We start from the raw sequence: 25,390 nt of genomic DNA on the forward strand, positions 1-25,390 counted from the left end.
TATAAAACAATCATAAGGTTATTTTAAGTAACTGACAAAAATGGATAAATTTATTATTACACAAACTTAACCTAAATTACTTATCACTCTGGTTGAATTTTGACCGGTTGCTTTGCTATGATTCCGGCTCTTATATTTTTGGTGGTTATCCTTTTATAACCATGTTGATGTATATAGGAACATATTTGGCTTTATAGGCTAGGGCATTTTATTGCCTAAAATTTATATCATTTTACCCTACCATTTCTGCTTATATTGGCGGGAAGGTGAACTAGTTATTAATTTAAAATTAGGTGAAGCAGTGATAAAAAATATTAAAATAAATAGAACAATCCTAAATAAAGGGTTGTCATTTTTATTAGTAATATTCGCTTGTTTACAGAGCATCCATTACGCCAGTGCAGCAGGAAGTACGACGGGACAGCAAAATACATTGGTTATCCTGCTGAACTTCAAAGAAAACCCAAATGAGCAGCCATTAACTTTGTCAGAAGCAAATAATCTAATCTTTGGCACAGTGAATGACTTCTACCGTGAAAGCTCTTTTGAGCAAATGTGGCTATCTGGGAAAGTCGTGGGTTGGTTTAATCTACCGTTGTCTAATCAGGTTTGTGATTTTACCGCTGTTCAAGATGCAGCGGATCAAGAAGCCATCGCTGCGGGAGTGAAGCTTGAAGAGTACGATCGTATTGTTTACTTGATGACAAAAACGGCATGTGGTGTCGCTGGATCGGCAACTATTGATGGCATGCCTTCACGCGCGCACATCAATGGTGATTTTTCTCCGATGAATATCGCTCATGAGCTTGGACATAACTTTGGTTTGCATCACTCTCGTGCTCTTGATTGTGGCGAGCATACGCTTTCAGACAACTGTACGTTGCGTGAATACGGTGATACCTATGATGTAATGGGTGGTCCAGACATCGGCTATTTGAATACTTTCCAGCGCGAGCGACTAGGATGGCTAGAGGGAGAGCACGCCTCAAAGACACTGGAAGTTACTCAAAATGGTACTTACTCCATCGCGAATTACGAGACGACTAGTGGGCAGCCAGTTACGATAAAAGTACCTCGTGGTACTGATCCTTCTACAGGTGCAAAAAAATGGTTTTACATTGAATACCGCCAGTCTATTGGGTTTGACGACTTTTTAGATGCTCGTTCTTACTCGTTCTATCGTGGGGACGTTACGGATGGCATCATCATTCGAAGCGCTGTAGAAGGCGATGGGCGCAGCAGTAATCTGCTTCACTTTAAAACTGATTCTGAATATCGTGCGGTTTTTGGCCGAAATGACTGGTTTGACCCATCTATGCCGGTCGGTGGTAGCTATACTGACCCAGACTCAGGTGTAACATTGAGTTTGGTGAGTGCAGCGAACGGCATCGCCGAAGTAAGCGTTGTCTTTGACGGCTCTGACAACGGTAATATCGGGACTTGTACTGTAAATGCTCCATCAGTGACTGCGAAAGCTGCAACAAACAACTCGGTTGCAGCCGGCGATGAGGTTCAATATCAGGTCACTATTACCAACAAAGATAGTGCAGATTGTTCAGCGAGCAGTTTTTCTGTAAACACGTCAGTGCCAACTGGTTGGAAAGCAAGCCGCAATGCAATCACGCTAGCAGCAGGTGAAACCGGACAAGTAATGATATCAGTCGTATCTTCGGTTGACGCTAGTGATAAAGACTATGCTTTGAATATGATCGTGACGCACGGAGAGGACTCAAGTCTGCAAACCGCAGCATCCGTGAATTACTCTGTAACTACTGAAATCTCGCCATCACCAGAGCTCGTTGCTGTTGATGATCAGGTGACTATGTCTTCGAAACAGTCGGTGATTATCGATGTGATGGCAAACGATGTTGTTGGAGAGCAAAACTCTGCAAGCGTGCTTTCTTTTACTAGACCAAGTAAGGGGCGACTAGAGCTGTTATCAGATGGCACCCTGCGTTACACACCTGAGAAGAAATTCAAAAATAACGACAGCTTTACCTATACCATAGGTGATGGTCAAAGCAGCTCGACCGCTCAGGTCTCAGTGAAGTTAGAGTCCTCATCTGGTGGCGATTCTGGCAACTCTGGTAACAATGGGAAAGGTAAGAATAAATAGAACGATATAGTTCGAAAGAAAACGCCTGACGAGTTAACGTCAGGCGTTGTTTTATTAAGTTGTAAGTAGACCTTATTCAGGGCAGTTAACAGGCTCTGGACAAGTTGGACATAGCGTACATTCTGCAGACGCTGTTATCGCTTCTACGACAACATTACCGAAGATAGTTTCACCACTCGCATCCACAGTATCTGTAAACGCTCTGACCTCTTCACCCGGTAATGGAAGGCCTTCACCATCTCCTGGGATTGGCTCGTAGTTACCAGTAAAGTCGTAACACTCAGCAGGCGCAAGCATACCAACCTGGATTGGATTCGAGTCTTTGTTGTCGATTACGACAATGCCGTCAATGGTGACATTGGAGGTATTACATACACTACCACTGTAATTGACTTGAAGACCGTATTCATTAATACCTGTATCTTCAAAGCGATTCACGACGACGACACTACAGTCTTTCTCTAGAGACAATGAACCAGGGATGTTTTGGCTTGGGCATTCCCAATCTGCGTTGTCAGAAACCGCAACACCACCACCAGTTTCAAGTGCTGCGCTTACTTCTGCGTAGTTAGTGATACCGTTTTGGTCAATAATAAACGAACCATTAAACTCTTGCGTTTGTCCGACGGCGAGCATCGCTAAATTGAACACATGGTCACCAGCAGCCATATCATTGTCAACGGCTGTAGTGTCTGTTGCCACAACATCATACAATGCAAAGTCACCGGTGTTTTCTACAGTGAGTTTATAGTTGTATTTCAAAGTGTTACCATTGACAACATCACCAAATGTACAAGTTTTAGTGATTTTAATGTCTGGTACGCCTGGTGTGTAACAGAATGAAATATGACTTAAGCCATAGTATCTACCATTTTTCCCTACAGGTGAATGCAGCAAGGCATCATCTTGATACAATAATCCATCTGTGAAGTAGTTATATAGGTTTCCGTCAGGACCACCTTTAACAAAGATAGCTTGCATAATCACAGGGCTATCACCTTGATCCCAACTGAAGGTTTTTGCCCCAGGTTGTTGATCAATAACCACTTCAAGCATGCCATCACCGAAAGTGCCGTCTGTAACTGGCTCAAGCTTGTATTCTATCAAACCATCGATCCCTGGAAGTAATTGTTGACAGGTGTTATTCCCTTCAACAAATATTGGTTGCACGCCTCGGCTTGAAGGGTCGCCAGCGGATGCGTAAACAATTTGAGAGCTCAGCACTAAGCTAACCGCTATGACCCAAGTAAACAGCTTAAACATGCTGCTGATATTGATCGCTGTAAGTATATTCTGGCTACATAAAGTGGAACAACGGTAACTCTTACTGCCCCACCAAGAGTTAAATATGGTTTTCATAAAACCTCCTTGTGTAAGTGGGCTCGCTACGTCCTTGAGCCCACATACGTGATAGTTTTCTCACAGAGTTAAACTGCGCCAGTTGACTAGCATAGAGTGTTCCATATTTAACCTTTTGTATTTGTTGATTATTTTTTATTTTTGTACAGAGGGGTGAACAGTTTGTTTATATTTTCATAAATGGTTGAGCTAAAACTTATTCGCTAAACGATTGAATATGTTTTAGTTAAATGAGTATTCAATTAGATGTGTAAAGGGTGTAACACTATGCAAACAGGTGTTACACATCACCTTCACATTAGTGGGAGCAGGTGACTAAGCGTCTATTTCATTTTCATAATGGACAGTTTCAATACCGTCGCTTTTGCGCATCTGTCACAGGTGTAAACAATAAAGTGTCAATCTGTAACATTATCCTAGAACACGTATATATCTTTGTTATCTTAGGTTTTTTTGTCTCTTTTGTTTTCTTTCTCTTTCTTTAAAATTGAACACTCTGTTCATTCTCTTCGCTGTTGAAAATATTTAGTTTAATAAAATCATAACCTTAAGTAGTGGCATGCTCTATGCGTTATACGAGCTCGAAACGAAAGTTGTATCTCGCTTTCACTTTTTCTTAAAAGGCAATTAATGACATAGGGACCTTCGTCTAGCTTTAGAAGCGTTCTAAGGAGTAGGTTATGAATTCTTGTAAGTCAGGTATCTGGCATACGATGAAGAGCTTTCTTTATGCAATATTTACAAGCTTGCTAATAGGTAGCTCTGCATTTGCAACACCAACAGATGGCGTGTTTGAGTTAGAAGCAAATGCTAATGCGATAGATGACTCTGGAGTAGGTGCTCCAGATGACTGGTCAACGCCGCCAAACAGTGGTGGAGCATTAGTATTTAGCTTTGAGAATGACACGGCAACACCGGATACAATCTTTACTGGTGGTAATAAAGACATCAAAGACATACCGGAACTTGGTTGGAAGACTGGTACGGTACTTGATAAAGGGGACATTCTTCATGCGTATGCAGCGGCATACAACATTAATAATGACCTTGTACTCACCTTTGGTGCAGACCGTTTCGGTAACAGCGGTGATGCCTTCTTAGGTTTTTGGTTTTATCAAGACTCGGTCAGTACAAACCCAGACGGTACATTCACGGGTCAACATATTGCTGGCGACCTTTTGATTCAGGTGAATTATTTGCAAGGGGCAAACGATGGCCCTGAAATTTTGGTTCTTGAATGGGACACAACTTGTGCGAAAGCTGCTAACAATGATCCACAAGCTGGTCAGTGTGCTGCGACAAACTTACGTTTGAAAGTTAAGACAAATGCACTGTGTTCACCAGGCGCGCAAGATGTGTGTGCTTCAACCAATACAACTGACTCACCTGCACCATGGGCGTATACGCCAAAAAGTGGTGTCGAAAATGTCTTCCCTCCAGAAACCTTCTTTGAAGGTGGTGTAAACCTTACTGAACTTCTACAAACAGACACCTGTTTTAGCTCATTTGCAGCCGAAACAAGAGCATCAAGCAGTATTACCGCTCAGTTGAAAGACTTTGTGGTTGGTGACTTTGAGTTGTGTAGTGTTGATATCACCAAAACATGTAATCAAGCGGTCGTGAATGAAACAGAAGATGGTTACGTTTACTCATACAGCGGCGACGTGATTAATGATGGTGTCGGTACGCTCTACGATGTTGTTGTAGAGGATTTAGAAGCAGGTACTACACATAGCTTAGGTGCCATTGCTTCAGGTGACAGTGCTTCATACAGCGGCAGTTTTGAAAGTACAAGCAATGGTCTAACTAATACGGTGAAAGTCACAGCAGCTGCGACTCCGGGTGGCCAAGCGACCATTACTGATACCGCAAGTGATCCATGTGAGTCATTGAGCTTGTCTCCAATGATTAGTGTAACGAAATCATGTGAAAGCGGCTTCAAACTTACTGAAAACGGTATCATTGCAGAAGTGAGCTTCTCGGGAATGGTATGTAACACAACGCCTGGACTTACTTTAGTGAATGTTTCTGTGGTGGATGACTCAGGTACGCCTGAGGATGCTTCTGATGACGTGACAGTAGTGGATAATATCGAACTCGCTTCGGATCAATGTCAGTCTTATACTGGTAGTTATATCCCAACGGCATTTAGCAATGCAGAAACACAATCTTTCCGTGATACTGTGACAGCGGTTGGTTTCTTGAAAATCGATAATACTCAAGCGACGAATACAGCTTCTGCAGACTGTGATATTTGTCCTGCACCAAGCAACTAATTGACGTCTTGTGAATAAAAAGCCTGGAGTATTCTCCAGGCTTTTTCATATTGAATTGCGTGATTTAGTTCGGTTTCCCTTTACCGTTTCCACCACCATTCCCACCAGAAGTCGATTGTAAGGTGATACTAATCGTCGCGGTTGAAGAAGATTGACCGTCACTGATCGTATAAGTAAATGAATCATTATTCTTAAACTTCTTCGAAGGTGTGTATTCAATGGAGCCATCACTCAGTACACGGGCGCTGCCTTTGTTTGGCTTAGCGACCGTAATCGCAAGAGAGGTCGATTGTTCAAACGAGTCATTATTTAACTGCTCAATGCGAACGACGGATTTATCACTGATCGTTACGCTATCATTCACCGCCTCAAGTGGTGACGTTGACTCAGATAACACTGTGTAAGATAGCTCGGTTTTGGCTGATTGTTCATTTTCAGCATCTATAACGTCAACGGCTATGCTGTAAGAGTTCGGTTGAGCATCGCTGTTTGACGTAACCATGACCGTCGTTTCTGCACTCATGCCGGAAGGAGCCGTCAAGGCGCTTGCGTCATAATTCCATCCGTCAGGAACGCTTAAAGCCGTTGTATAGGTCACGTCTGCACATTCTGTATTGTTCTGGTTCGTCACTTTAAGATTATACGCTAACGTTTCTCCGGCATTTGCATCAGAACCTGATAGTGGGGTTAGAGAGAGTAGAGGCGATGTCGCAACACATTGCCCGGATTCACCACCAAATATGACACTGATCTGTGCGTTTTGACCATTAGCACTTTCCAAAGTAATCGACACGCCTGTTTTTGGATCGGTGAACGTTCCACCAATTGGAAGAGCAGGGTCTTCCCAGTCATTACTCCCAAATAATTGTTTGAAAGTGGAGTCAGGCTTCATGTGTAGCAAGCGGCTACTTTTAAGATCACCGTCTGTCGCTAGGCGCACAACCACACCTTCTGTCACATCTTGGCGGTATACGATGTACGAACGGTCACGTAAAAAGCTGTCGTAGCCAAGAGCTTGTCGATATTCAACGTAAAACCATTGGCGCTGACCTGTAATTGGATCGGTACCTCTTGGGATCTTTAAAACTTTTGATGAAGTACTTTCAAAGTCTTCATAGGCATCAATAGAGTAAACACCATCACTAGAAATGATTTGAGCAGGGGAGGTCTGCCACCCTAAGTTTTCCAATTGGAAGGCGCTAAAGTAACCCATGTCGTAGTTACCCATTGTATCGTAGCTATCACCGTACTCTATGACACGGCAATCACCAGCTAACGTACCGTCTTTACAGTCGAGTGCGGAAGCGTGATGCAATCCAAAATTATGTCCTAATTCATGGGCGATAACTCGAGGCTCGAAAACCGCATTTATTGACGCTCTAGAGGGAGTTACTCCTTGGCTACCAGAGCCTTCTGATGCACATCCAGTTTTGGTTGTTAAGTAGATAAAACGGTCATAGTTTGATAGTTGATATCCCGCAGTTTCAGCCATTTTGTTGGCTTCCGCTGCTACAGCATCATCATCGCAAATTTGGTTTGATATCGGTAAGGTGAATGTTCCAGCAACATCACCAGATAGCCAAAGTTGCCCCTGGGACATTTGCGAATAGAAGTCGCTAACGGTATTAAAAACAACATGATGGGCGTCTTCTTTAGAGATCGGGATCTCTTGGGGGTTTTCTTGGAAATTGACGAGTACAACTAATGTTTTTTGTTCACCACTAGCCACTTGCTCAGCATAAGCCTCTGATGAAAAAGAATATGCTGACACGAGGGTTACAAAGCCAAGAGCTAGCAAGCGTAAATTTGACGCAACAAAGCCCAATTGAGGGAGGATGACCTTCTTCAATTTATATACCTACTTAATATTTTGATATTAAATGAAATTACAAATTCATAATGTTTTAAATAAAATAAATACCGAGCTCTATCCAAATAGAACCAGTAATTATCAAGTGTGCATTATGTTTTATAAAGTTTGTTTTATATTTGTGTGTGTTTATTACTTTTAAACACGAGGCGAGATATTAGCAGAAGGGGTGGTTAAAATTCAACCATGCATTTCGGTTTTTATAAGTTTATGAACTATAATGTTTAACTGCTTTTTACTAGTGATTTTTATAAAAATAATAAGAAATAATATTGTATGCAACAAAAGCAGTTACAAAGACAGTAATAATATTACACCGTGTAATATGCAACATTCTTAATTGTTTGTTATTTCTTTTGTTTCCTATATAAATGACTTATTAAAAATAAGACGCTATCAATTCCGTAGAGAACATTGTCAAATTAAAGAAATATTAATTTCAAAAAAAACAAGAGAATTATTATATCTGGATATAGGCAACGCCATTTTTGCCATTTTTCTTTATCTCATACATTGCATGATCGGCTTTTTGATAAACTTCATTAAACTGTTGTTTTCCTTTATCAAATAGACAAACACCGATGCTCATTCCAATCGTTACTTTATTTAAGTCCTGATTTATCGCAGGAATGATGGAACTTAAGAGTCGATCACAAAGTTAAGATATTTCTTCTTGATTTGAATAAGAGCTTAAAACGACAAACTCATCTCCTCCTATGCGTCCGACTTGAGACTTGCTTGGCGCAAGCTCTGTTAAGCTATTGGCGATATTGATGAGGAGAGTATCACCAGTATGATGGCCTAGCTGGTCGTTAACTGCTTTAAAATTATCTATATCAACGAACACTAAGGCAGACTGCTGAGACGGCTTGGTTTGAGGTTGATGATTAAAGTTTTCCTCAATTGCTTTTCTATTTAACAGTCCGGTCAATGGATCTCTCGAAGCTAACTTAGCCAGTTGCTGCTCATATCGCTTTTCTTTTGTAATATCGATATGAGTGCCCATCATGCGTAGTGGTTCGCCATCAGAACCATACTCGACGATGCGCCCTCGATCGTAGACCCAACTATCACTGCCGTCTTTATGAATCATGCGATGAACTACCTCATAAAGGTCGGTTTTGCCAGCTAGGTGATCTTCAAATGCACCCACCGCAAGATCATAATCTTCAGGGTGGAGATTGTTTTTCCACGTTTCAACCGTCGCGGTTAATTCATGGGGCTGATAACCTAGCATTTTGCCCCACTGCATATTGAATATCGTCAAAGTACCTGAAGGAATATGCTGCTCCCACAAACACAGTCCATTACTGTCGAGTGCAGCATTCAACTTTTCTTGTAGTCGCGCATTCTTCCGCTTCAGCTCTTCATTTTCTTTTTCTAAGACGGCAATTCGAGTTAGATATTCTTCCATTTTGCGCATAATTTACGTCGTTTTCGGAGCGACAATATACGAAAAATACTTTGCAATTTCTATGATTGAGCTTGGAGATATAAGTATTGAATATTCGGTAAATAATAAAGAATCGGTGATGTTACTTAAGAGCAGCAAAGTAAATGCTTGGAAAAACAAAGAGGGAAATAGGGGATAAGCGAGGGGCTCTCCTGGTGCAAAGTCATAAATGAGGCCTTTGCACCGGGACTACTGAGGGTTAGCGGTTTAGTGCACCACAACGCTCAGGCTGGTAGGTGATATCGACAATTTCAATTGTCTTCACTTGATTATTTGGCATTGGCCATTCAAGTTTTTGACCAACAGACAAACCGATCAGTGCGCTGCCTACGGGCGCAAAAATGGAAATATCATCACTGCTTTTCAGCTCAGATGGGTAAACCAGTGTCTTTGTCATGGTTCTATCTTCACCTGCAAATTTAAACTCTACAGTTGAGTTCATCGTGACCACATTATCTGGCATTTGTTCTGGCTCAAGAACCGTCGCACGGTCTAGCTCTGCTTCTAGCTCAACAAGCTCCGCCGCGATGTTTGGCATTTTATCCAACAAAGCCGTGATTCGGTTCATATCTAAGCTTGAAATGTAGATAGAATTGTTTTCTGACATTTTATGACTCCCAAATAAAAGGCCGCCTCACAAACATGGGACGGCACTCTATATGTCAATTACGGTATCAATCATATGGATTTTATTCCATATGAACTAAATCAGATTCTAGTCTTTATAGTGCGACTTAGCTAGTAAAAGATTTTTGTTGTGAGACTTGATTTTTCTAAAACTTTCAGTCACTTCAGTTGTTCATCTTTAATAGCCTTGAAACGGCTAGGTTAAAACGAATGCTTTGTTTTTAAACAAAGCTGGGTTTATCGTTAGCGTGGTTTAACTCGACAATCATTGCCATTCTGTAAAAGCCAAAACTGTATAGCCCTTTGTGAGCATGACTGCGGTTATCTCATTTTGTAAAAACTACCAACATCCGTTAATAAATTACCTTTTATTCTTCAATATCAAGATAAAAACGTTTATCTACCCCTTTAGGGTAGTTTGAAATTGTAATTGATTTACATCATGTATTAATTTTCTTTCACAATTAACAATGAGCTCAGTGATAAGAACCTAACCCTTAGGAATTATAATGAGCAAGTTGAAGCTAGTAGTCATCGGTAACGGTATGGTAGGGCACCGTTATATTGAAGACTTAGTCGAGAAAGCTGATATCTCTAATATGGAGATTACCGTTTTCTGTGAAGAACCTCGTGTCGCATACGACCGTGTGCACCTTTCCTCTTACTTTTCTCACCACACTGCAGATGAACTTTCTTTAGTGAAAGAAGGCTTCTACGAGAAACACGGCATCAATATGTTGATCGGTGAACGTGCGATTAACATTAACCGTGAAAACCGCATTGTTTACTCAAGCACTGGCCGTGAAGTTCAATACGACAAGCTGATTCTTGCTACAGGCTCATTCCCATTTGTCCCGCCTATCAAAGGTCATGAAAGCAAAGACTGTTTTGTTTACCGCACGATCGAAGATCTAAAAGCGATTGAAGCGTGTGCGAAAAACAGCAAATCAGGCGTGGTTATCGGTGGTGGTCTTCTAGGTCTTGAAGCGGCAGGCGCACTAAAAGCATTGGGTGTAGAAACGCACGTTGTTGAGTTCGCACCAAAGCTGATGGCTGAGCAACTTGACCTTGCTGGTGGTAATCAACTTCGTCAAAAGATCGAGCGTATGGGTGTGAACGTTCATACTAGCAAAAATACGCTTGAGATTGCGCCAGAAGGTAAAAGTGCTCGCAACGTTATGCGTTTTGCTGACGGCACTGAGTTAGAAACAGACTTCATTGTATTTTCAGCGGGTATTCGCCCACAAGACAAACTGGCTCGTCAAATGGAGCTAGAAGTTGGCCCTCGTGGCGGTGTTGCCATCAACGACCACTGCCAGACTTCTGATGAGAACATCTACGCTATCGGTGAGTGTGCGTCTTGGAACGACATGTTCTACGGCCTTGTTGCTCCTGGCTACAAGATGGCGACGGTTGCCGTTGATCACCTACTAGGTAACACAGAAAGCAAATTCGAAGGCGCTGACATGTCTGCGAAGCTGAAACTTCTTGGTGTAAAAGTAGGTTCAATCGGTGACGCGAACGGTCGTACTGAAGGCTGTAAGAGTTACGTTTACCAAAACGAAGAGCAAGAAGTTTACAAACGTCTTATCGTTTCTGAAGACAACAAGAAGCTGCTAGGTGCAGTACTAGTAGGTGACACGTCTGACTACGGCGATCTGCTTCAATTGATGTTGAACGAAATCGACCTACCAGAACACCCAGATGCCTTGATCCTTCCTGCACACGCAGGTGCTGAGAAACCAGCACTCGGTGCGGATGCACTACCAGAAAGCGCAGTGATCTGTTCATGTTTCGACGTAACCAAAGGCAAGATCGCTCAAGCGGTTGCTGATGGTCACCATACATTGGGCGACATCAAAGCAGTGACTGGCGCAGGTACAGGCTGTGGTGGTTGTATTCCTCTAGTGACCTCTGTTCTAAATGCAGAGCTTGCTAAATCTGGTATTGAAGTGAAGAACGACGTGTGTGAACACTTTGCTTACTCTCGCCAAGAGTTGTTCCACCTAATCCGCATTGAAGAGATCAAAACGTTTGATGAGCTTCTAGAGAAATACGGTAAAGGTTACGGTTGTGAAGTTTGTAAACCATTGGCTGGTTCTATCTTAGCTTCTTGCTGGGGTGAGCACATCCTTAAGCCACAACTGGTTAAGCTTCACGACACGAACGATAACTTCCTAGGTAACATCCAAAAAGACGGTACTTACTCTGTTATCCCACGTATGGCGGGTGGTGAAGTTACACCTCAAGCACTGGGTGCACTAGCGAACGTTGCTGCAGAATACAACCTATACACCAAAGTAACCGGTGCTCAACGTATTGGTCTGTTCGGTGCTCAAAAAGACGATCTTCCAGAGATCTGGCGCAAGCTTACCGACGCTGGTTTCGAAACAGGTCAAGCGTACGCAAAAGCACTTCGTATGGCGAAGACATGTGTTGGCTCAACTTGGTGTCGTTACGGTGTTCAAGATTCTGTTGGTCTAGGTTCTTACATAGAGAACCGTTACAAAGGCATTCGTACACCTCATAAGATGAAGTTCGGTGTTTCTGGCTGTACTCGTGAGTGTGCGGAAGCACAAGGTAAAGACCTTGGTATTATCGCGACTGACGCAGGTTGGAACATGTACGTATGTGGTAACGGCGGTATGAAACCTCGTCACGCAGACCTACTAGCAAGTGACCTAGATAAAGAAACGCTAATCAAGTACATCGATCGCTTCATGATGTTCTACATCCGCACAGCTGCGCCATTACAACGCACATCCGTTTGGATGGAAAACATGGAAGGTGGCGTTGACTACCTACGCGAAGTGATTGTTGAAGACAAACTTGGCATTAACGCTCAACTAGAAGCAGACGTAGCGAAGCTTGTAGACGAGTACGAATGTGAGTGGACTGCAACCATCAATGACGAATCACAACTGACTCGTTTCGCACACTTCATCAACTCTGACAAGCGCGATGACAATGTTGTGTTTGTTCAAGAGCGCGAACAGCATCGTCCAGCGACCTTCACGGAGAAACATCCTGAAGCGAAAGGCGACATCCTACACGTAGCGATCACTGAAGCATAAGGGAAGGTTGAACATGTCATTTGAAAAGATTTGCCAAATCAACGACATCGTACCGGGCACTGGCGTTTGTGCACTGGTTGATGGTCAGCAAGTTGCGGTATTCCGCCCAACGCAAGCAGAAGAAGTGCTGGCGATCAGCAACACAGACCCGTTCTTCCAATCAAACGTGCTTTCTCGCGGTTTGATTTGTGAGCACCAAGGCGAACTTTGGGTAGCAAGCCCACTTAAAAAGCAACGCTTTAACCTGACAACAGGTGCGTGCATGGAAGACGAGCGTTTTAACGTGAAAGCGTACAAAACGCGCGTAACCAACGGTGAAGTAGAAATTTCTGCATAAGCTTGGTTTGCATTCCCTCCTCCTTAAGGGGAGGGAATGCACTGAGTACTTAGATTCAATAGACAAAGGCTTTCCAAGCGTCATCTTAGGGGAACAGGGAAGCGAGATGATGTCGACAGCAGTGGGTGTCAACGGGAAGCCTTTCTCTATTCAATCTTTAACTTTTTAACTTTCAATTTTGAATAAGGACACATTCATGTCTACAGACTTTAAACCTGCTGAATTCGTGCAAACCATGATCAACGTGGGTGAAGCGAAAATTAATACCAGCACTCGAGATCTTCTGCTTCGTGGCACGATGGCAGGCGTTATTCTATCTCTTGCAGTGGTGGTTGCTATTACCGCGATTGTACAAACGGGCATTGGCCTTGTGGGGGCGCTTGTTTTCCCTGTGGGCTTTGTGATTCTCAGTGTGATGGGTTACGACCTTGTCACAGGTGTTTTTGGTCTTGCGCCTTTGGCTAAGTTTGCTAACCGTCCGGGTATCACTTGGGGTCGTATTTTCCGTTGCTGGGGATTGGTAGGTTTGGGTAACCTGATTGGTTCTCTAATTGTGGCTTACCTAGTCGCAATCTCTCTAACCGGTAACTTCTCTCTAGAGCTCAACGCGGTAGCGAAGAAGTTTGTCGCTGTATCGACTGCCCGTAGCCTTGGTTTCGAAAACATGGGTATGGACGGATGGATCACGTGTTTTGTACGCGCTATCTTCTGTAACCTAATGGTGTGCCTAGGCGTGATCGGCAACATGACGGCACGTTCAGTATCTGGTCGTGTAGCGATGATGTGGTTCCCAATCTTCATCTTCTTCGCGCTAGTATTCGAGCACACAGTAGTAAACATGTTCCTATTCCCACTGGGTATGATCTTAGGTGCGGATTTTGGTATCGCGACTTGGTTGAACTTCAACCTTATCCCAACCATCTTAGGTAACATCGTTGGTGGTCTCGTAATGACTTGTCTGCCACTGTATCTAACTCATGCGAAAACAGCGCCTTCTATCTGCGTAGTTGAAGAAGAAGTAAAAGCAGAACCTGCAATCGCAAAATAAACCGCTTTATATGGCCCTATCTTTTGCGGGTGGGGCTATTCAACTCATTTAACTTTCAATAGATATTGTATTGATTTAGCTATAAAAAGTAATAACTCCTTGGGGTAGTTTAAACCTTAAGTTAATAACGTGAGTGTTACTTTTTATATCCAAATTTCCGATAGGCGTTGATATGACTACTGCGAACTCATCTTTAAACAGCGGCTTTGTTTCTTTAGTTGGTGCAGGTCCGGGCGATCCAGACTTGCTGACGGTCAAAGGTTTGAAAGCGATTCAAGTGGCTGAAGTTGTGGTGTATGACCGATTGGTGTCGAAAGACATTCTTGAACTGGCTCACGCATCTGCTGAGATGATCTATGTAGGCAAGAAACTGGACTTTCACTGTGTACCTCAAGATCAAATTAACCAAATCTTGGTACAAAAAGCACAAGAAGGTAAATGCGTTGTGCGCCTAAAAGGTGGTGATTCTTTCATCTTTGGACGCGGTGGTGAAGAGCTAGAAGAGCTAGCCGAATTTGGCATCAAATACGAAGTGGTGCCGGGGATCACCGCGGCGGCGGGCGCGACGGCTTACGCGGGTATTCCATTAACGCACCGTGACCACGCGCAAAGCGTTCAATTTATTACGGGTCACGTGCAAAAAGACGGTCGCGAAATTGAGTGGCATTCGTTAGCGCAATCTAACAACACACTTGTGTTCTACATGGGTTTGAAGCAAAGCGGTCATATCATGGATAACCTGATCACTCATGGATTAGATCCTGAGATGTCATGCGCAATTATTGAAAACGGTACCCGCCCAGAGCAGCGCGTGTTCCAAGGAAAATTGAACGAACTTTCTGAAATGGCTGAGAAGGCGATCAGTCCAGCATTGATCGTCGTTGGCAGCGTGACTCAGTTGCACAACAAACTAGACTGGTTTAGAAAATAAGTTCGTCTAATGGTTAGATTTTGCAGGGGCTATGACGTCTCTGCATTTCTTGCTTACGCATTGGCATTTGATCAATCAAGTTGTTGATAAATGGCCAATCCGTTTCTGCGCCCCATCGGTATTTCTCTTGGCCATCTTTACCAAGTAAAATTGCGGTATGTGAACCTTTTTCAATTTCATACAGCTTGGCAAGCATTTTCAAATCAAATTCTTCTTTGAGCCAAGCTGGAGACGTATAGCCTTGTTCTGTAATGACTAATGTGACCACATCTCTGTCTTCCAACTCACACTCATTCATAAGTGTTTCTAGCAAGAATTGTTTAACGTATTCATCGTTTTCTGGAGCGAAGTAAAGCACACTCCGATGCGGCCAGTACTTTGAATGTGCTGGATAACCGAATGCTGTCGATGACAAGATACAAGAAAGTAGTATCACTAGTAACTTTCCGCCCATGACAGTTCCCCTAGAAACCCAAATACCGTTTATACGTTAAGTTTAGTGGAATTGGCTCATTGTGCTTTTACCAAAACTGACTTAGGGTAGGCAGCAAATAAATCAAGCGTAGAAAAGATGAATTCAGAAAGAAAACAAAAGATCGCCATTTTGGTTGATGTACAGAATGTGTATTACACCTGTCGCGAAGCGTATCGCAGTAATTTTGATTACAACCAGTTTTGGTATGTTGCGACGCAAGGGAAAGAGGTGGTGAGTGCTCGTGCTTATGCCATCGCGAGTAACGATCCAAAACAGCGTCAGTTTCATCACATTTTACGCGGTGTTGGGTTCGAGGTAATGCTTAAACCCTATATTCAGCGTCGTGACGGCAGCTCGAAAGGCGACTGGGATGTCGGTATTACTCTTGATGCGATTGAAATTGCCCCTGAAGTTGAAGAAGTGATTCTCGTTTCTGGAGATGGGGACTTTAGTCTTCTGGTGGAACGAATTCAGCAGCGCTTCAATAAAACGGTGACCGTTTATGGTGTGCCTAAGCTAACATCCCAAACTCTGATTGATTGTGCCGATCACTTTGTCGCGATTGATGATGACTTCTTACTGTAATCACTAACGTGACAAAGAAAAGGCGAGTCATTCAGGCTGTACGCTAACGTACAATGACTCGCCTCTAATTTATTGTTGATTTGGCTAGTTATGAAGGAATGATCATTTGTCCTAACAAGTAGCCCAGACAGCAAGCACCAATCACTCCAATCAAACCTACCGACATAAATGAATGGTTGAAGTACCACTTACCAATCTTAGTGGTACCTGACGTATCGAAGTTCACTGTCGCGATGTCTGAAGGGTAGTTCGGAATAAAGAAGTAACCGTATACCGCAGGCATTAGGCCGATAAGCAGTGCAGGATCTAGACCCAAGCCAAGACCGACAGGCAACATCATACGTGCAGTCGCTGCTTGAGAATTCACTACAACCGACACAATGAACAACGCAAGCGCGAACGTCCAAGGGTAGTTGGTTACCATCTCAACGATGCCAGATTTGAACTGAGGCATTGCGTATTGGAAGTAAGTATCTGACATCCAAGCGATACCGAAGATCGCAATGGCAGCCACCATACCTGATTTGAATACTACGCCGTTTGGTACGTCACGTGGGTCAGTTTTGGTTGCAAGCAAAATGATACCGCCGAAGCAGAGCATCATCATTTGAATCACAACGGCCATGCTGATTGGTTTCGCGCCATCCACGATGGTACGAATGTCCGGCCACATCGCGATAACGACGATAACCAAGATAGACGCGATGAACAGCAACACAGAGTTACGAGCACTTGTTGGTAGCACTTCATCAAGAGACGTTGCAGTGGTGTTGAGGATCTTTTCACGCCACACCGGATCTTTTAAACGCTCTTGGTATTCTTCATCGTCTTCCAGTTCTTTACCGCGTTTTAGGCTGTAAAGTGACATCAGCAACGTACCGAATAGCGTCGCTGGAACAGTAACGAGCAAAATAGAAAGCAGAGTGATCTCGTGCTGAATATCAGAGAGTTGTGCCAAGTAGTAAACGACTGCCGCTGAAATTGGAGAGGCCGTAATCGCGATTTGCGAAGCGACGGAAGCGGCTGCCATTGGACGTTCCGGGCGAATGCCGTTTTTCAGTGCAACGTCGCCAATGATTGGCATGATGGAGTAAACCGCGTGACCTGTGCCGAGCAAGAAGGTCATAAAGTAAGTAACAAAAGGAGCGATCAGGGTGACGCGTTTTGGGTTCTTACGAAGCACACGTTCGGCAACTTGCAGCATGTATTTCAAACCACCAGCCGCTTCAAGAATGGATGCACATGTTACCACTGCCAAGATTATCAACATAACGGTGACAGGAGGGGAGGTTGGCGGCATCTTAAAGATGAAGACTTCAATCACCAAACCAATACCAGATACGACCCCAAGGCCTATACCACCATAACGTGAGCCGATATACAGCATCACGAGCAAAAATAGAAACTCAAGATACAACATGTGGATTTCCTTATTCAAAACAGGGGGCTATATAGCCAAATTACTTAATTACATTGTCCCGGTATTCAGAAAGAAAATACTTCATGTTGTTCACACTCCTTTGGATAAGAAACAGCAATATTCAATTATTGGCAATAACTCACGCTACACAGGGAAACTGTTAACACAGTTTTATCAGGGTGTTTTTATGCTGTGTATTTTTGCGATCATGTCAGCGCTAAATGCGAAGAGGTTTAAGAGTTTGTTGCTATTCATCACATACGTAACCAGACCTTACGGGCGCAAAGAGCTTGAAAATAGAGACAGAGACCACAGATGAGAATAGGCTCTTGTTATGTGAACACAAAAGATAATAGTTTGCATTGCGATTAGTGCTTGGGTATAAAGGTGTCAGAATGACTACACCAACAATAAACCATCATGTCTGAGCAATTTTTCCCGCAACTATTTCAAACTTCGAGTGAGATTACGCCTTACCTGCACGGTGATATTGGCGAAATAGGGCAAGAAGTTATTCATATCGAAAATGATATCAATCCGATCATTCAAGGCCTTTACCAACAGTTGTCTGAGGCTCATCCGGAAGCGGGAAAAGCGTATTGGTTGACGAGAACGTGGGATTTGTTGTGTTGGCAGCCTGTTTATGTTGCGTTCATTTCTATCTACGGTTTCCACACGTTGCCAAACATTCGTGAGATGGCGCAGCAACTCAAGCCTTGTTTTGTGTCTGGATATCGATTCGCTGACGAAACACATATACATGGTAAGCCAGAAGAATTAATAAAAGAGGCCGGACGTCAAATTCGAGAGTTGTTCGATTTCTACCAACAAGAAATGAGTCAATGGACGCGCATTCGCCCAGGCTTCACTCATCAATTGATGTCGGATGGGATCATGGCTTGTTTGATTCGTCTTCAACAGCGTTTTCCGCAAATGACCAACACGACATTGCGTGAGCATGCCATCTTGTGGTTACAGGCATTGGGTTTAGATGCCAACAATAGTCATTCACTTTATGAGACATCACTGGATCAGCCGCTAAAATTGGTCAGAAAAAGCTGTTGTTTAGTCTATAAGTGTGAAGGCAGAAAGCTTTGTGAAGATTGTCCTCGTTTAGAAAAAAATCGACAGCTTATGAGCAAGCATAATCCTAATTAACATTTGGTTAACTTATGTAACAGTGCTCGATTTGAGAGTGAGAATAAGTATCATTGCACGCTCTTGTTGACAACAAAAAGATAAATACAATGATAAAAAGGACGTTTTCTCTTAATCTCATCGTACTTGCGATGAGCAGTGGATACGCAGTTAGCTCAATAGCTGCGGAAGAACTTCAACAAACATCAACACCAAGTGATGAACAAATGGTGGTCGTGGGCAGTGTGATGCCGAAATCGATCTCTGATATTCCAGGAACGGTTTGGTTTGTAGGGCAAGAGGAAATTGCTCAGCAATATCGCGCGGGCAAGACACTTGGTGACATTCTTTCTGCAACCATCCCTTCTCTAGACGTTGGTACGGGTGGTCGAACTAACTACGGCCAGAACCTGCGTGGCAGAGCGATGTTGGTGATGATTGATGGTGTCTCACTGCAGTCTTCTCGCCCAATTAGTCGTCAGCTTGATGCGATTGACCCATTCAACATCGAGCGAATTGAAGTAATATCTGGTGCGACCTCCATTTATGGGGCAGGCGCTACAGGTGGTGTTATCAACATTATCACCAAGAAAGCTTACTCCGATGACTTGTCATTTGAATCGTATGTCAGTGGGACTTCAGGCTTTAACAGCAGCGATGACTTTGATTACAAACTAGCTCAGTCTATCTCAGGTGGTAATGAGCGAATTGCCGCTAGGGGTTCGGTTGTGTACACCGAGACACAAGGTGCATTTGACGCAAATGGCGACATTGTCACCCCAGATATCTCCCAAGGCTCTCTGCAATACAACTCGACGCTTGATGTAATGGGATCGACAGAGATTCAAATCTCCGAAGCCAGCAAGTTAAACCTTGTCGCACAATACTATGACAGCCAGCAAGATTCGCCATACGGCTTGTATATTGTTAACAATAAATTTGTTGATGTACGAGAGGGATTCGATTCCGATCGTGAACACGGTACAGAGCGAGTTCTCTTAAGTGCGAACTACGCTCACGACAGCGTATTAGACCATCAACTGATTGGCGAGTTGTCTTACCGAAGTGAAGACCAAACGTTTACTCCTTATTACCAAGGCGCTTCTCAGCAAAAGACAGAGGTTTTTGCTGGACGTTTGGCACTGGCAAAAAACTGGGAATCATTCAATCTTGTTTATGGTGTTGATACGTATTTAGACCGTTTTGAGAGCAATCAAGCTCTATTCGATCCAAGCATTGCAAACAACTCTGGAAACTTGATTAATAAAACGTACGCCGAAGTTGGTCGTTACCCAGGTGTAGATGTAACGTCTTACGCAATGTTTGTTCAAGGTGACTATCAAATTAATCAAGATTGGTCCGTTCAAGCAGGCTACCGCTATCAATACATGGACAACAAGATTGACGACTTTGTTGCCTATAGCGTACAAAAGAAGATTGCCTCGGGTAAGGGGGTGTCAGCGGATGCGGTACCAGGTGGCAGCACCGACTACTCTGTAAGTCTGTTTAATTTGGGCACCATTTATCAGCTTAATGATGAATCTCAACTTTGGGCAAATTTCTCCCAAGGTTTCGAACTTGCTGACCCTGCGAAGTACTATGGTCAAGGCAGCTATGATGCTGTGGATGCAAACGGTCACTATGCGTTGAACAACAGCATTAATGTGTCTGACTCAAAAATGTCAGGTATTAAAACGGACAGCTATGAGATCGGTTACCGTCTTGATACCAACTCTCTTGCGCTTCAGGCGGCAGGCTATTACTCGCTTTCAGACAACTCCATCAAGTATGATAGAAAAACGTTGTTGATTACGAATGTTGACGACGAGCAGCGTGTTTACGGTGCAGAAGCAAACATCAATTACTGGGTGACCCGCGATATCCTGTTAGGGGCATCAGGACACTACGTAGTTTCTGAGCTGAAAACCGATGGTAAATGGGAAGATTTGAGCGCAGGTAAAGCAAGTACATCAAAAGCGAACGCGTGGGCGGCTTACTATCAGGATGGCTATTCAGTACGTTTACAAAGCCAGACGATGTTTGATTACGAAGATGACGCAAACAATAAACTAGATGGATACACCACGTTTGATCTTCTGGGTAATGTAACACTACCTGTTGGGCAGTTAGGCTTTGGTATTCAAAACCTATTTGACGAAGACTACACAACCGCTTGGGGTCAACGTGCGCAGATTCTTTACGCGGCACACTACGATGCAGCAGCTTACGACTACAAAGGAAGAGGTCGCACATTCACACTGAACTACAGTGTTGAATATTAGAGTCAATTCTTCTCGTTCAACAAACAAAAAAGCCGCATAAAGCGGCTTTTCTTTTAGGCTTGATCTGTCGGCACTGTGTCTACAACATTTTCCGTGCTTTCCGAAGCTTGGTTTTGCTCTTCAGCTTCCATTTTTGCACGTTCAGCTTTGGAGATATAACGCGGCTTATTGCTCTTATGTAGCTTAGCGTTATGCTTCTTCTGCTTCGCTTTTAAGATCTGATTGATTTTCTTCTTGCGGTTCATGGTGGTGGTCCTTTAATTTAGCGGGGCAGGATAGTTATTTTTTTATCAAGTTACAACTAAATAAGCCCTTACGTCGGTCGCAAGATTCAAGTACGTTTCTATGCCCAATCATCTCTCGCGTTTTAATGGAGTCCAAATGAAAACACTGATCACTGAACGTTTGATACTACGTCTTGTGAGTGTAGATGATGCACCATTCATATTAGAACTTTATAACCACCCAGACTTTTACCGTTTTGTCGGAGATAAACAAATTCGTACTGAATATGAAGCGGCGCGTTATATAAAAGAAAACATGCTACGCATGCAAAAAGTTAAAGGCGTGAGTTTACTCGTAGTAGAGAAAAAGGACGATGGACAGCCGAACGGTATTTGTGGGCTAGTTAAGCGTGACACATTGCAACACTACGATCTCGGGTATGGTTTTTTACCTTCTGCTTATGGTTGCGGCTACGGAGTCGAGTCGGCAACCGCGGTGCTGGAATATGCTCGAGAGGAAATGAAACTCGATAAGTTGGCTGCCATCACCAACAATGACAATATTCGTAGTATAAGTTTGCTCAAAAAACTGGGCTTTGAGTTTGAACGAGTTGAGCAGCAATACGATAATGGCCGAACGTTAGAACTTTACACAATGACGTTGTGATTTTTGGAAGCTCATGAGCGATATTTTACTTGGCAAGCTCGCCACTGAATTTAAGACGGTAAAAGCCATGGTAGAGGTTTACTGTCACGATCACCATGGAACAAAAAGTGACTTGTGCTCAGAATGTCGTGAGCTGCTTGAATACGCAGAAGTTCGTCTCGATCGCTGTCCTTATGGAGAGAATAAACCGACGTGTAACAAGTGTCCGATTCACTGTTATAAACCGGACCCGAAAGAGCAAATGCGTTTAGTCATGCGTTACTCCGGCCCCAGAATGTTATTGAAACATCCCATCTTGGCGGTTCGTCATTTACTTCATGAAAAGCGCGCGGTACCGGAAAGACCTGCAGCGAACGCGTCAAACCGTCACAAACGTTTATCTAAACAAAAAAGCGAAGAATAAAAAACGAGGGCGACATGCCCTCGTTTTCGTTGAGTGGAAGTTGCGTGGTTAGAGGCCAGCCGCCATACGCTGCTTGGTTTTGCTTGCTGCAAGTAGCATGTATACGCCAGTCGCAACCAAAGCGGCAAACAAGTAGCCTAGTAAGCCATGTTCTTGGCGCATAAATTTATCAGCCACAACCGGGCCAGCAACAGAGCCAATGCTGTAGCTGAACAGCATGACTTGTGTGGCAGAGACAATAAAGCGCTCATCAAGTCCTTCACAACCTAAGTTGATCGCAATTGGGTACAAGGCAAAAGTAGCTGCACCTAAAAAGAATAAAGCAGCAGCTAATACCACGGCTGACGATGAAATAAAGGTCAAACCGATCGAAAAAATACCCAAAATACAGAAGAACGCCATTAGCACTGTGCGGCTCATGTATTTGTTCAATGTGGTCACCATTGGTTGAACCAACATGCCACCTAGGATCACTAGTGCCATCAATGTACCAATGTCTTGATGGTTGATTTTACGGTTAGTGAGCTCAACAGGCATTAATCCGTAGATCGCGCCTAAGGTCAAACCTGATACAACACAACCAATAATTGCAGCATGGTTTAGCTTGGCAATTTGCTTAAATGACAAAGCGGTTGATTCATGGCTGTTTGGTTGTTCACACTCAATAAACATTAGCACCAACATCGCCATTAGGATCAGCGTTGTAATTGCAATGAACGGAACACCGCCACTGACGCCAAGTACACCAATGCCAAATTGGCCTAATGCAGAACCGCCATAAAGCGATAGCATGTACAAGCTCAAACGTTTTGCACGTGATGCTTCGTCGCCAGACATTAGCCAAGATTCAACAATGACAAAAACGCCCGCAACGGCAATACCTGCGATAAAACGAGCAGCAAGCCACACTAACCCATTAGCAAAAACGGGTAGCGTGACAATCGTTAGCGAGAATGCCGCTAAGCAGCCAATAAACGCTTTACGGTGACCAACTTGACGCACGACACGCTCAATAAACATCGCGCCAACCAATAAGCCGCCATAAAAAACACTCGCCAACCAACTCGCATAATCTGCTGAGATGTTGTATTCACCGAGCATGAGAGGGATCAAGCTCATTAAATAGCCCGAAGCCACCGCATAAAGAGACAGTGCGACGACTGGAACTGTAACTCGTGGTGATGCTGCAGGAACGACTGTGTTTTCCACTGTTTTGCGCCTATAAGTTAAATGAAATCTATGGGTTATTCGGCGCGAATATGAGGCTAATAGTTAGGCAAGTAAAATGATTAATTTAAGTCGTTTCGACAAATAATATTTGTTAAATAGATAGGTCGATAAGTTGCATAAAAACGCCAACCTACCAGTGAGGTTGGCGTGGAGGATTACTTATTAAGTGCTTGATTTAACCATTGATCAAACTGACTCTTAGGTAGCGCACCATTGATCATATCAACGCGTTGACCGTTCTTGAAAACCATGATGGTAGGAATGCTTCGAATGCCAAATTGTGCAGCGAGCGCTTGTTGTGCTTCTGTATCAATCTTTACAAAACGAGCCGTTCCTGCTTGTTCATGAGCGACATCCGAGAAAACAGGGGCAAAACCGACGCACGGATTACACCAAGGGGCCCAAAAGTCGACGACAACAGGCGTATCACTTTGTAATAGGGCAGAAAAGTTATCTTGCGTTCCTTCGATAGGCGCGCCATCAAAAAGTGCACTTTTACATTTACCGCAAGTTGCAGACTCTGCAACACGCTCATTAGGGACACGATTCAGACCGCCGCATGAAGGGCAGCGAGTTTTAAACGATGACATGACTTCTTCCTTTATTACGTATTGATGAAAACATGACTTACCAGTCAGCCTCATTATTTGTATACTTATTTTTTAACCTGCCGAAATAACGCAGAGCAGGTTTGTATTTGAGCCTAAGGTTCTAAGAAATTTTATTAAAATACAACAATAAATAGGTCTGCGATGACAAATTACTACGCTGAAATTACAGGTTGGGGGAAATGTGTTCCTCCTGCCGTGCTCTCTAACGATGATCTTAGCACTTTCCTTGATACTTCAGATGAGTGGATTCGTACCCGCACCGGTATCGAAAACCGCCGTATTAGCCATGTAAATACTTCAGACATGGCAACCGTTGCTGCCAAACACGCATTGGCGCGCGCGGGCGTTGACGCAAGCGACGTTGATTTAATCATTGTGGCGACTTGTTCTCCGGATTCACTTATTCCAAACATCGCATCTAAAATACAGCAGAACTTGGGCATTCGTTCTGCGGCGGCCTTTGATTTAAATGCCGCATGTACGGGATTTGTCTACGGCCTTGAAACGGGCACACGTTTGATTCAATCAGGTAACTATCGCAACGCGATCATTATTGGCGCGGAAAGATTGTCTTTCTACATTGATTGGGCCATGCGAGATACCGCTGTTCTATTTGGTGATGGCGCGGGCGCCGTTGTGTTATCAAGAACAGAAAAAGAAACGGGTCTATTGCAATCTCAAATTGGTTGTGACGCTAAAGGTCGCGATATTCTATCCGTGCCAAAGTTTGGTACTTGTATGGATCGCTTTGCGGAAGACAACGGTTACTGGGATTTCAACTTTGTAGGACAAGAAATTTTCAAACGTGCGGTAAAAGGCATGGGGCTAGCTGCGAAAACCGTGCTTAAAGCATCACAGTTAACTACCGACCAAATCGACGTTGTTATTCCTCATCAAGCGAATATTCGTATTATTCAAACCCTATGTGACCTATCTGGGATCCCACACGACAAAGCGTTTGTGAACATCCAAAACTACGGCAATACATCTGCAGCGACGGTGCCAATTGCATTATGTGAAGCGGTAGAGCAAGGCCGAGTTAACCCAGGTGATAACATGCTTCTTGCTGCATTTGGTGCAGGTTTGACATGGGGGGCGGCAGTATTGAAATGGGGTGACCGCGTAACGCCAATTGGTGAAAGTGATGCGGCTCTGCCTGAATGTGAGCAATCCGCGCTAGAATTGCTTGAGCGTGCCATTAAGCTGTGTAACGAGCGCCGTCGCGACGAAGCGTAACGGACACTCAGCGGAAATGATATTGAAAA

General features: G+C 43.6%; 20 protein-coding genes and 1 pseudogene. 12 read left to right on the top strand and 9 right to left on the bottom strand.

Translation table 11 applies throughout. From position 1 onward, the window contains the following. The first annotated feature begins 433 nt into the window (after positions 1-433). Entirely contained in the window at positions 434-2,116 is a 1,683-nt protein-coding gene (locus ACHFJ9_RS00665) for an Ig-like domain-containing protein (RefSeq protein WP_395355361.1), read from the top strand. A 72-nt stretch (positions 2,117-2,188) separates the two neighbouring features. On the opposite strand, the gene ACHFJ9_RS00670 is transcribed toward ACHFJ9_RS00665, so the two are convergent. Further along, positions 2,189-3,475, bottom strand: a complete 1,287-nt coding sequence (locus ACHFJ9_RS00670; RefSeq protein ID WP_005398289.1) for a hypothetical protein — start codon at positions 3,473-3,475, stop codon at positions 2,189-2,191. Positions 3,476-4,155: 680 nt separating this feature from the next. On the opposite strand from ACHFJ9_RS00670, the gene ACHFJ9_RS00675 reads away from it, so the two are divergent. Continuing rightward, positions 4,156-5,751 (top strand): hypothetical protein, encoded by a 1,596-nt coding sequence (locus ACHFJ9_RS00675; RefSeq protein WP_047009220.1) that lies wholly within the window; start codon positions 4,156-4,158, stop codon positions 5,749-5,751. A 64-nt stretch (positions 5,752-5,815) separates the two neighbouring features. Here the strand turns inward: ACHFJ9_RS00675 and ACHFJ9_RS00680 are convergent, their stop codons facing one another. From ACHFJ9_RS00680 to rnk, 3 genes and pseudogenes are all read right to left on the bottom strand, one after another. Next, a complete protein-coding gene (locus ACHFJ9_RS00680) occupies positions 5,816-7,600 on the bottom strand; it encodes an Ig-like domain-containing protein (protein ID WP_395354747.1) in 1,785 nt (594 codons plus the stop codon). Positions 7,601-8,081: 481 nt separating this feature from the next. Then, positions 8,082-9,035 (bottom strand): annotated as a pseudogene (locus ACHFJ9_RS00685) (diguanylate cyclase domain-containing protein). Between the two features lie 238 nt (positions 9,036-9,273). Further along, positions 9,274-9,681, bottom strand: a complete 408-nt coding sequence (gene rnk / locus ACHFJ9_RS00690) for a nucleoside diphosphate kinase regulator (protein WP_005394604.1) — start codon at positions 9,679-9,681, stop codon at positions 9,274-9,276. Positions 9,682-10,210: 529 nt separating this feature from the next. On the opposite strand from rnk, the gene nirB reads away from it, so the two are divergent. The 4 genes from nirB to cobA all read left to right on the top strand — a co-directional run bounded on the left by nirB (position 10,211) and on the right by cobA (position 15,091). Further along, on the top strand, positions 10,211-12,775 hold the full coding sequence (gene nirB, locus ACHFJ9_RS00695) for a nitrite reductase large subunit NirB (RefSeq protein WP_395354749.1): 2,565 nt from the start codon (positions 10,211-10,213) through the stop codon (positions 12,773-12,775). Positions 12,776-12,788: 13 nt separating this feature from the next. Further along, the gene (gene nirD, locus ACHFJ9_RS00700; protein WP_046875391.1) at positions 12,789-13,112 is read left to right on the top strand and encodes a nitrite reductase small subunit NirD; all 324 of its coding nucleotides are present in this window, start codon (positions 12,789-12,791) and stop codon (positions 13,110-13,112) included. Between the two features lie 196 nt (positions 13,113-13,308). After that, positions 13,309-14,160 (top strand): formate/nitrite transporter family protein, encoded by an 852-nt coding sequence (locus ACHFJ9_RS00705; protein ID WP_065646042.1) that lies wholly within the window; start codon positions 13,309-13,311, stop codon positions 14,158-14,160. A 172-nt stretch (positions 14,161-14,332) separates the two neighbouring features. Beyond that, a complete protein-coding gene (gene cobA / locus ACHFJ9_RS00710; protein WP_170891748.1) occupies positions 14,333-15,091 on the top strand; it encodes a uroporphyrinogen-III C-methyltransferase in 759 nt (252 codons plus the stop codon). A gap of 13 nt (positions 15,092-15,104) precedes the next feature. Here the strand turns inward: cobA and ACHFJ9_RS00715 are convergent, their stop codons facing one another. Then, positions 15,105-15,545, bottom strand: a complete 441-nt coding sequence (locus ACHFJ9_RS00715; protein WP_012842228.1) for a DUF4174 domain-containing protein — start codon at positions 15,543-15,545, stop codon at positions 15,105-15,107. Positions 15,546-15,662: 117 nt separating this feature from the next. Between ACHFJ9_RS00715 and ACHFJ9_RS00720 the strand changes: the two genes are divergently transcribed. After that, positions 15,663-16,151, top strand: coding sequence for an NYN domain-containing protein (locus tag ACHFJ9_RS00720; RefSeq protein ID WP_269043778.1), 489 nt, complete (start codon positions 15,663-15,665; stop codon positions 16,149-16,151). An 88-nt stretch (positions 16,152-16,239) separates the two neighbouring features. Here the strand turns inward: ACHFJ9_RS00720 and ACHFJ9_RS00725 are convergent, their stop codons facing one another. Then, entirely contained in the window at positions 16,240-17,571 is a 1,332-nt protein-coding gene (locus ACHFJ9_RS00725) for an anaerobic C4-dicarboxylate transporter (protein WP_005394592.1), read from the bottom strand. Between the two features lie 420 nt (positions 17,572-17,991). On the opposite strand from ACHFJ9_RS00725, the gene ACHFJ9_RS00730 reads away from it, so the two are divergent. Together ACHFJ9_RS00730 and ACHFJ9_RS00735 are read left to right on the top strand one after the other, a co-directional pair. Next, positions 17,992-18,729: a siderophore ferric iron reductase gene (locus ACHFJ9_RS00730; RefSeq protein ID WP_104970740.1), complete on the top strand. Its 738-nt coding sequence runs from the start codon at positions 17,992-17,994 to the stop codon at positions 18,727-18,729. Positions 18,730-18,818: 89 nt separating this feature from the next. After that, positions 18,819-20,990, top strand: a complete 2,172-nt coding sequence (locus ACHFJ9_RS00735; RefSeq protein WP_395354754.1) for a TonB-dependent receptor — start codon at positions 18,819-18,821, stop codon at positions 20,988-20,990. Positions 20,991-21,043: 53 nt separating this feature from the next. Here the strand turns inward: ACHFJ9_RS00735 and ACHFJ9_RS00740 are convergent, their stop codons facing one another. Continuing rightward, complete coding sequence (locus tag ACHFJ9_RS00740; RefSeq protein WP_012842232.1) at positions 21,044-21,235, bottom strand: DUF2986 domain-containing protein; 192 nt, start codon at positions 21,233-21,235, stop codon at positions 21,044-21,046. A gap of 136 nt (positions 21,236-21,371) precedes the next feature. Here ACHFJ9_RS00740 and ACHFJ9_RS00745 point away from each other — a divergent pair, with 136 nt between their 5' ends. Further along, positions 21,372-21,881, top strand: a complete 510-nt coding sequence (locus ACHFJ9_RS00745; protein WP_395354757.1) for a GNAT family N-acetyltransferase — start codon at positions 21,372-21,374, stop codon at positions 21,879-21,881. A gap of 13 nt (positions 21,882-21,894) precedes the next feature. Then, positions 21,895-22,284, top strand: coding sequence for a nitrous oxide-stimulated promoter family protein (locus ACHFJ9_RS00750; RefSeq protein WP_152814325.1), 390 nt, complete (start codon positions 21,895-21,897; stop codon positions 22,282-22,284). 48 nt (positions 22,285-22,332) lie between these two features. Here ACHFJ9_RS00750 and ACHFJ9_RS00755 read toward each other — a convergent pair whose 3' ends face one another. Together ACHFJ9_RS00755 and trxC are read right to left on the bottom strand one after the other, a co-directional pair. Beyond that, the gene (locus tag ACHFJ9_RS00755) at positions 22,333-23,493 is read right to left on the bottom strand and encodes an MFS transporter (RefSeq protein WP_395354759.1); all 1,161 of its coding nucleotides are present in this window, start codon (positions 23,491-23,493) and stop codon (positions 22,333-22,335) included. A gap of 176 nt (positions 23,494-23,669) precedes the next feature. Further along, entirely contained in the window at positions 23,670-24,104 is a 435-nt protein-coding gene (gene trxC, locus ACHFJ9_RS00760; protein WP_005394579.1) for a thioredoxin TrxC, read from the bottom strand. A gap of 162 nt (positions 24,105-24,266) precedes the next feature. Between trxC and ACHFJ9_RS00765 the strand changes: the two genes are divergently transcribed. Then, positions 24,267-25,361, top strand: a complete 1,095-nt coding sequence (locus ACHFJ9_RS00765) for a ketoacyl-ACP synthase III (protein ID WP_005394577.1) — start codon at positions 24,267-24,269, stop codon at positions 25,359-25,361. The last annotated feature ends 29 nt before the right edge of the window (positions 25,362-25,390 follow it).

The sequence above is a fragment of the Vibrio sp. D3 genome (assembly GCF_043995865.1).
GTDB classification, from domain to species: domain Bacteria; phylum Pseudomonadota; class Gammaproteobacteria; order Enterobacterales; family Vibrionaceae; genus Vibrio; species Vibrio diabolicus.

Bases quoted from the DNA above. Each gene is read 5' to 3' on its own strand.
- ACHFJ9_RS00670 (WP_005398289.1), bottom strand. From the start codon at position 3,475: ATGAAAACCATATTTAACTCTTGGTGGGGCAGTAAGAGTTACCGTTGT.
- ACHFJ9_RS00675 (WP_047009220.1), top strand. From the start codon at position 4,156: ATGAATTCTTGTAAGTCAGGTATCTGGCATACGATGAAGAGCTTTCTT.
- rnk (WP_005394604.1), bottom strand. From the start codon at position 9,681: ATGTCAGAAAACAATTCTATCTACATTTCAAGCTTAGATATGAACCGA.
- nirB (WP_395354749.1), top strand. From the start codon at position 10,211: ATGAGCAAGTTGAAGCTAGTAGTCATCGGTAACGGTATGGTAGGGCAC.
- nirD (WP_046875391.1), top strand. From the start codon at position 12,789: ATGTCATTTGAAAAGATTTGCCAAATCAACGACATCGTACCGGGCACT.
- ACHFJ9_RS00705 (WP_065646042.1), top strand. From the start codon at position 13,309: ATGTCTACAGACTTTAAACCTGCTGAATTCGTGCAAACCATGATCAAC.
- cobA (WP_170891748.1), top strand. From the start codon at position 14,333: ATGACTACTGCGAACTCATCTTTAAACAGCGGCTTTGTTTCTTTAGTT.
- ACHFJ9_RS00715 (WP_012842228.1), bottom strand. From the start codon at position 15,545: ATGGGCGGAAAGTTACTAGTGATACTACTTTCTTGTATCTTGTCATCG.
- ACHFJ9_RS00720 (WP_269043778.1), top strand. From the start codon at position 15,663: ATGAATTCAGAAAGAAAACAAAAGATCGCCATTTTGGTTGATGTACAG.
- ACHFJ9_RS00725 (WP_005394592.1), bottom strand. From the start codon at position 17,571: ATGTTGTATCTTGAGTTTCTATTTTTGCTCGTGATGCTGTATATCGGC.
- ACHFJ9_RS00730 (WP_104970740.1), top strand. From the start codon at position 17,992: ATGTCTGAGCAATTTTTCCCGCAACTATTTCAAACTTCGAGTGAGATT.
- ACHFJ9_RS00735 (WP_395354754.1), top strand. From the start codon at position 18,819: ATGATAAAAAGGACGTTTTCTCTTAATCTCATCGTACTTGCGATGAGC.
- ACHFJ9_RS00740 (WP_012842232.1), bottom strand. From the start codon at position 21,235: ATGAACCGCAAGAAGAAAATCAATCAGATCTTAAAAGCGAAGCAGAAG.
- ACHFJ9_RS00745 (WP_395354757.1), top strand. From the start codon at position 21,372: ATGAAAACACTGATCACTGAACGTTTGATACTACGTCTTGTGAGTGTA.
- ACHFJ9_RS00750 (WP_152814325.1), top strand. From the start codon at position 21,895: ATGAGCGATATTTTACTTGGCAAGCTCGCCACTGAATTTAAGACGGTA.
- trxC (WP_005394579.1), bottom strand. From the start codon at position 24,104: ATGTCATCGTTTAAAACTCGCTGCCCTTCATGCGGCGGTCTGAATCGT.
- ACHFJ9_RS00765 (WP_005394577.1), top strand. From the start codon at position 24,267: ATGACAAATTACTACGCTGAAATTACAGGTTGGGGGAAATGTGTTCCT.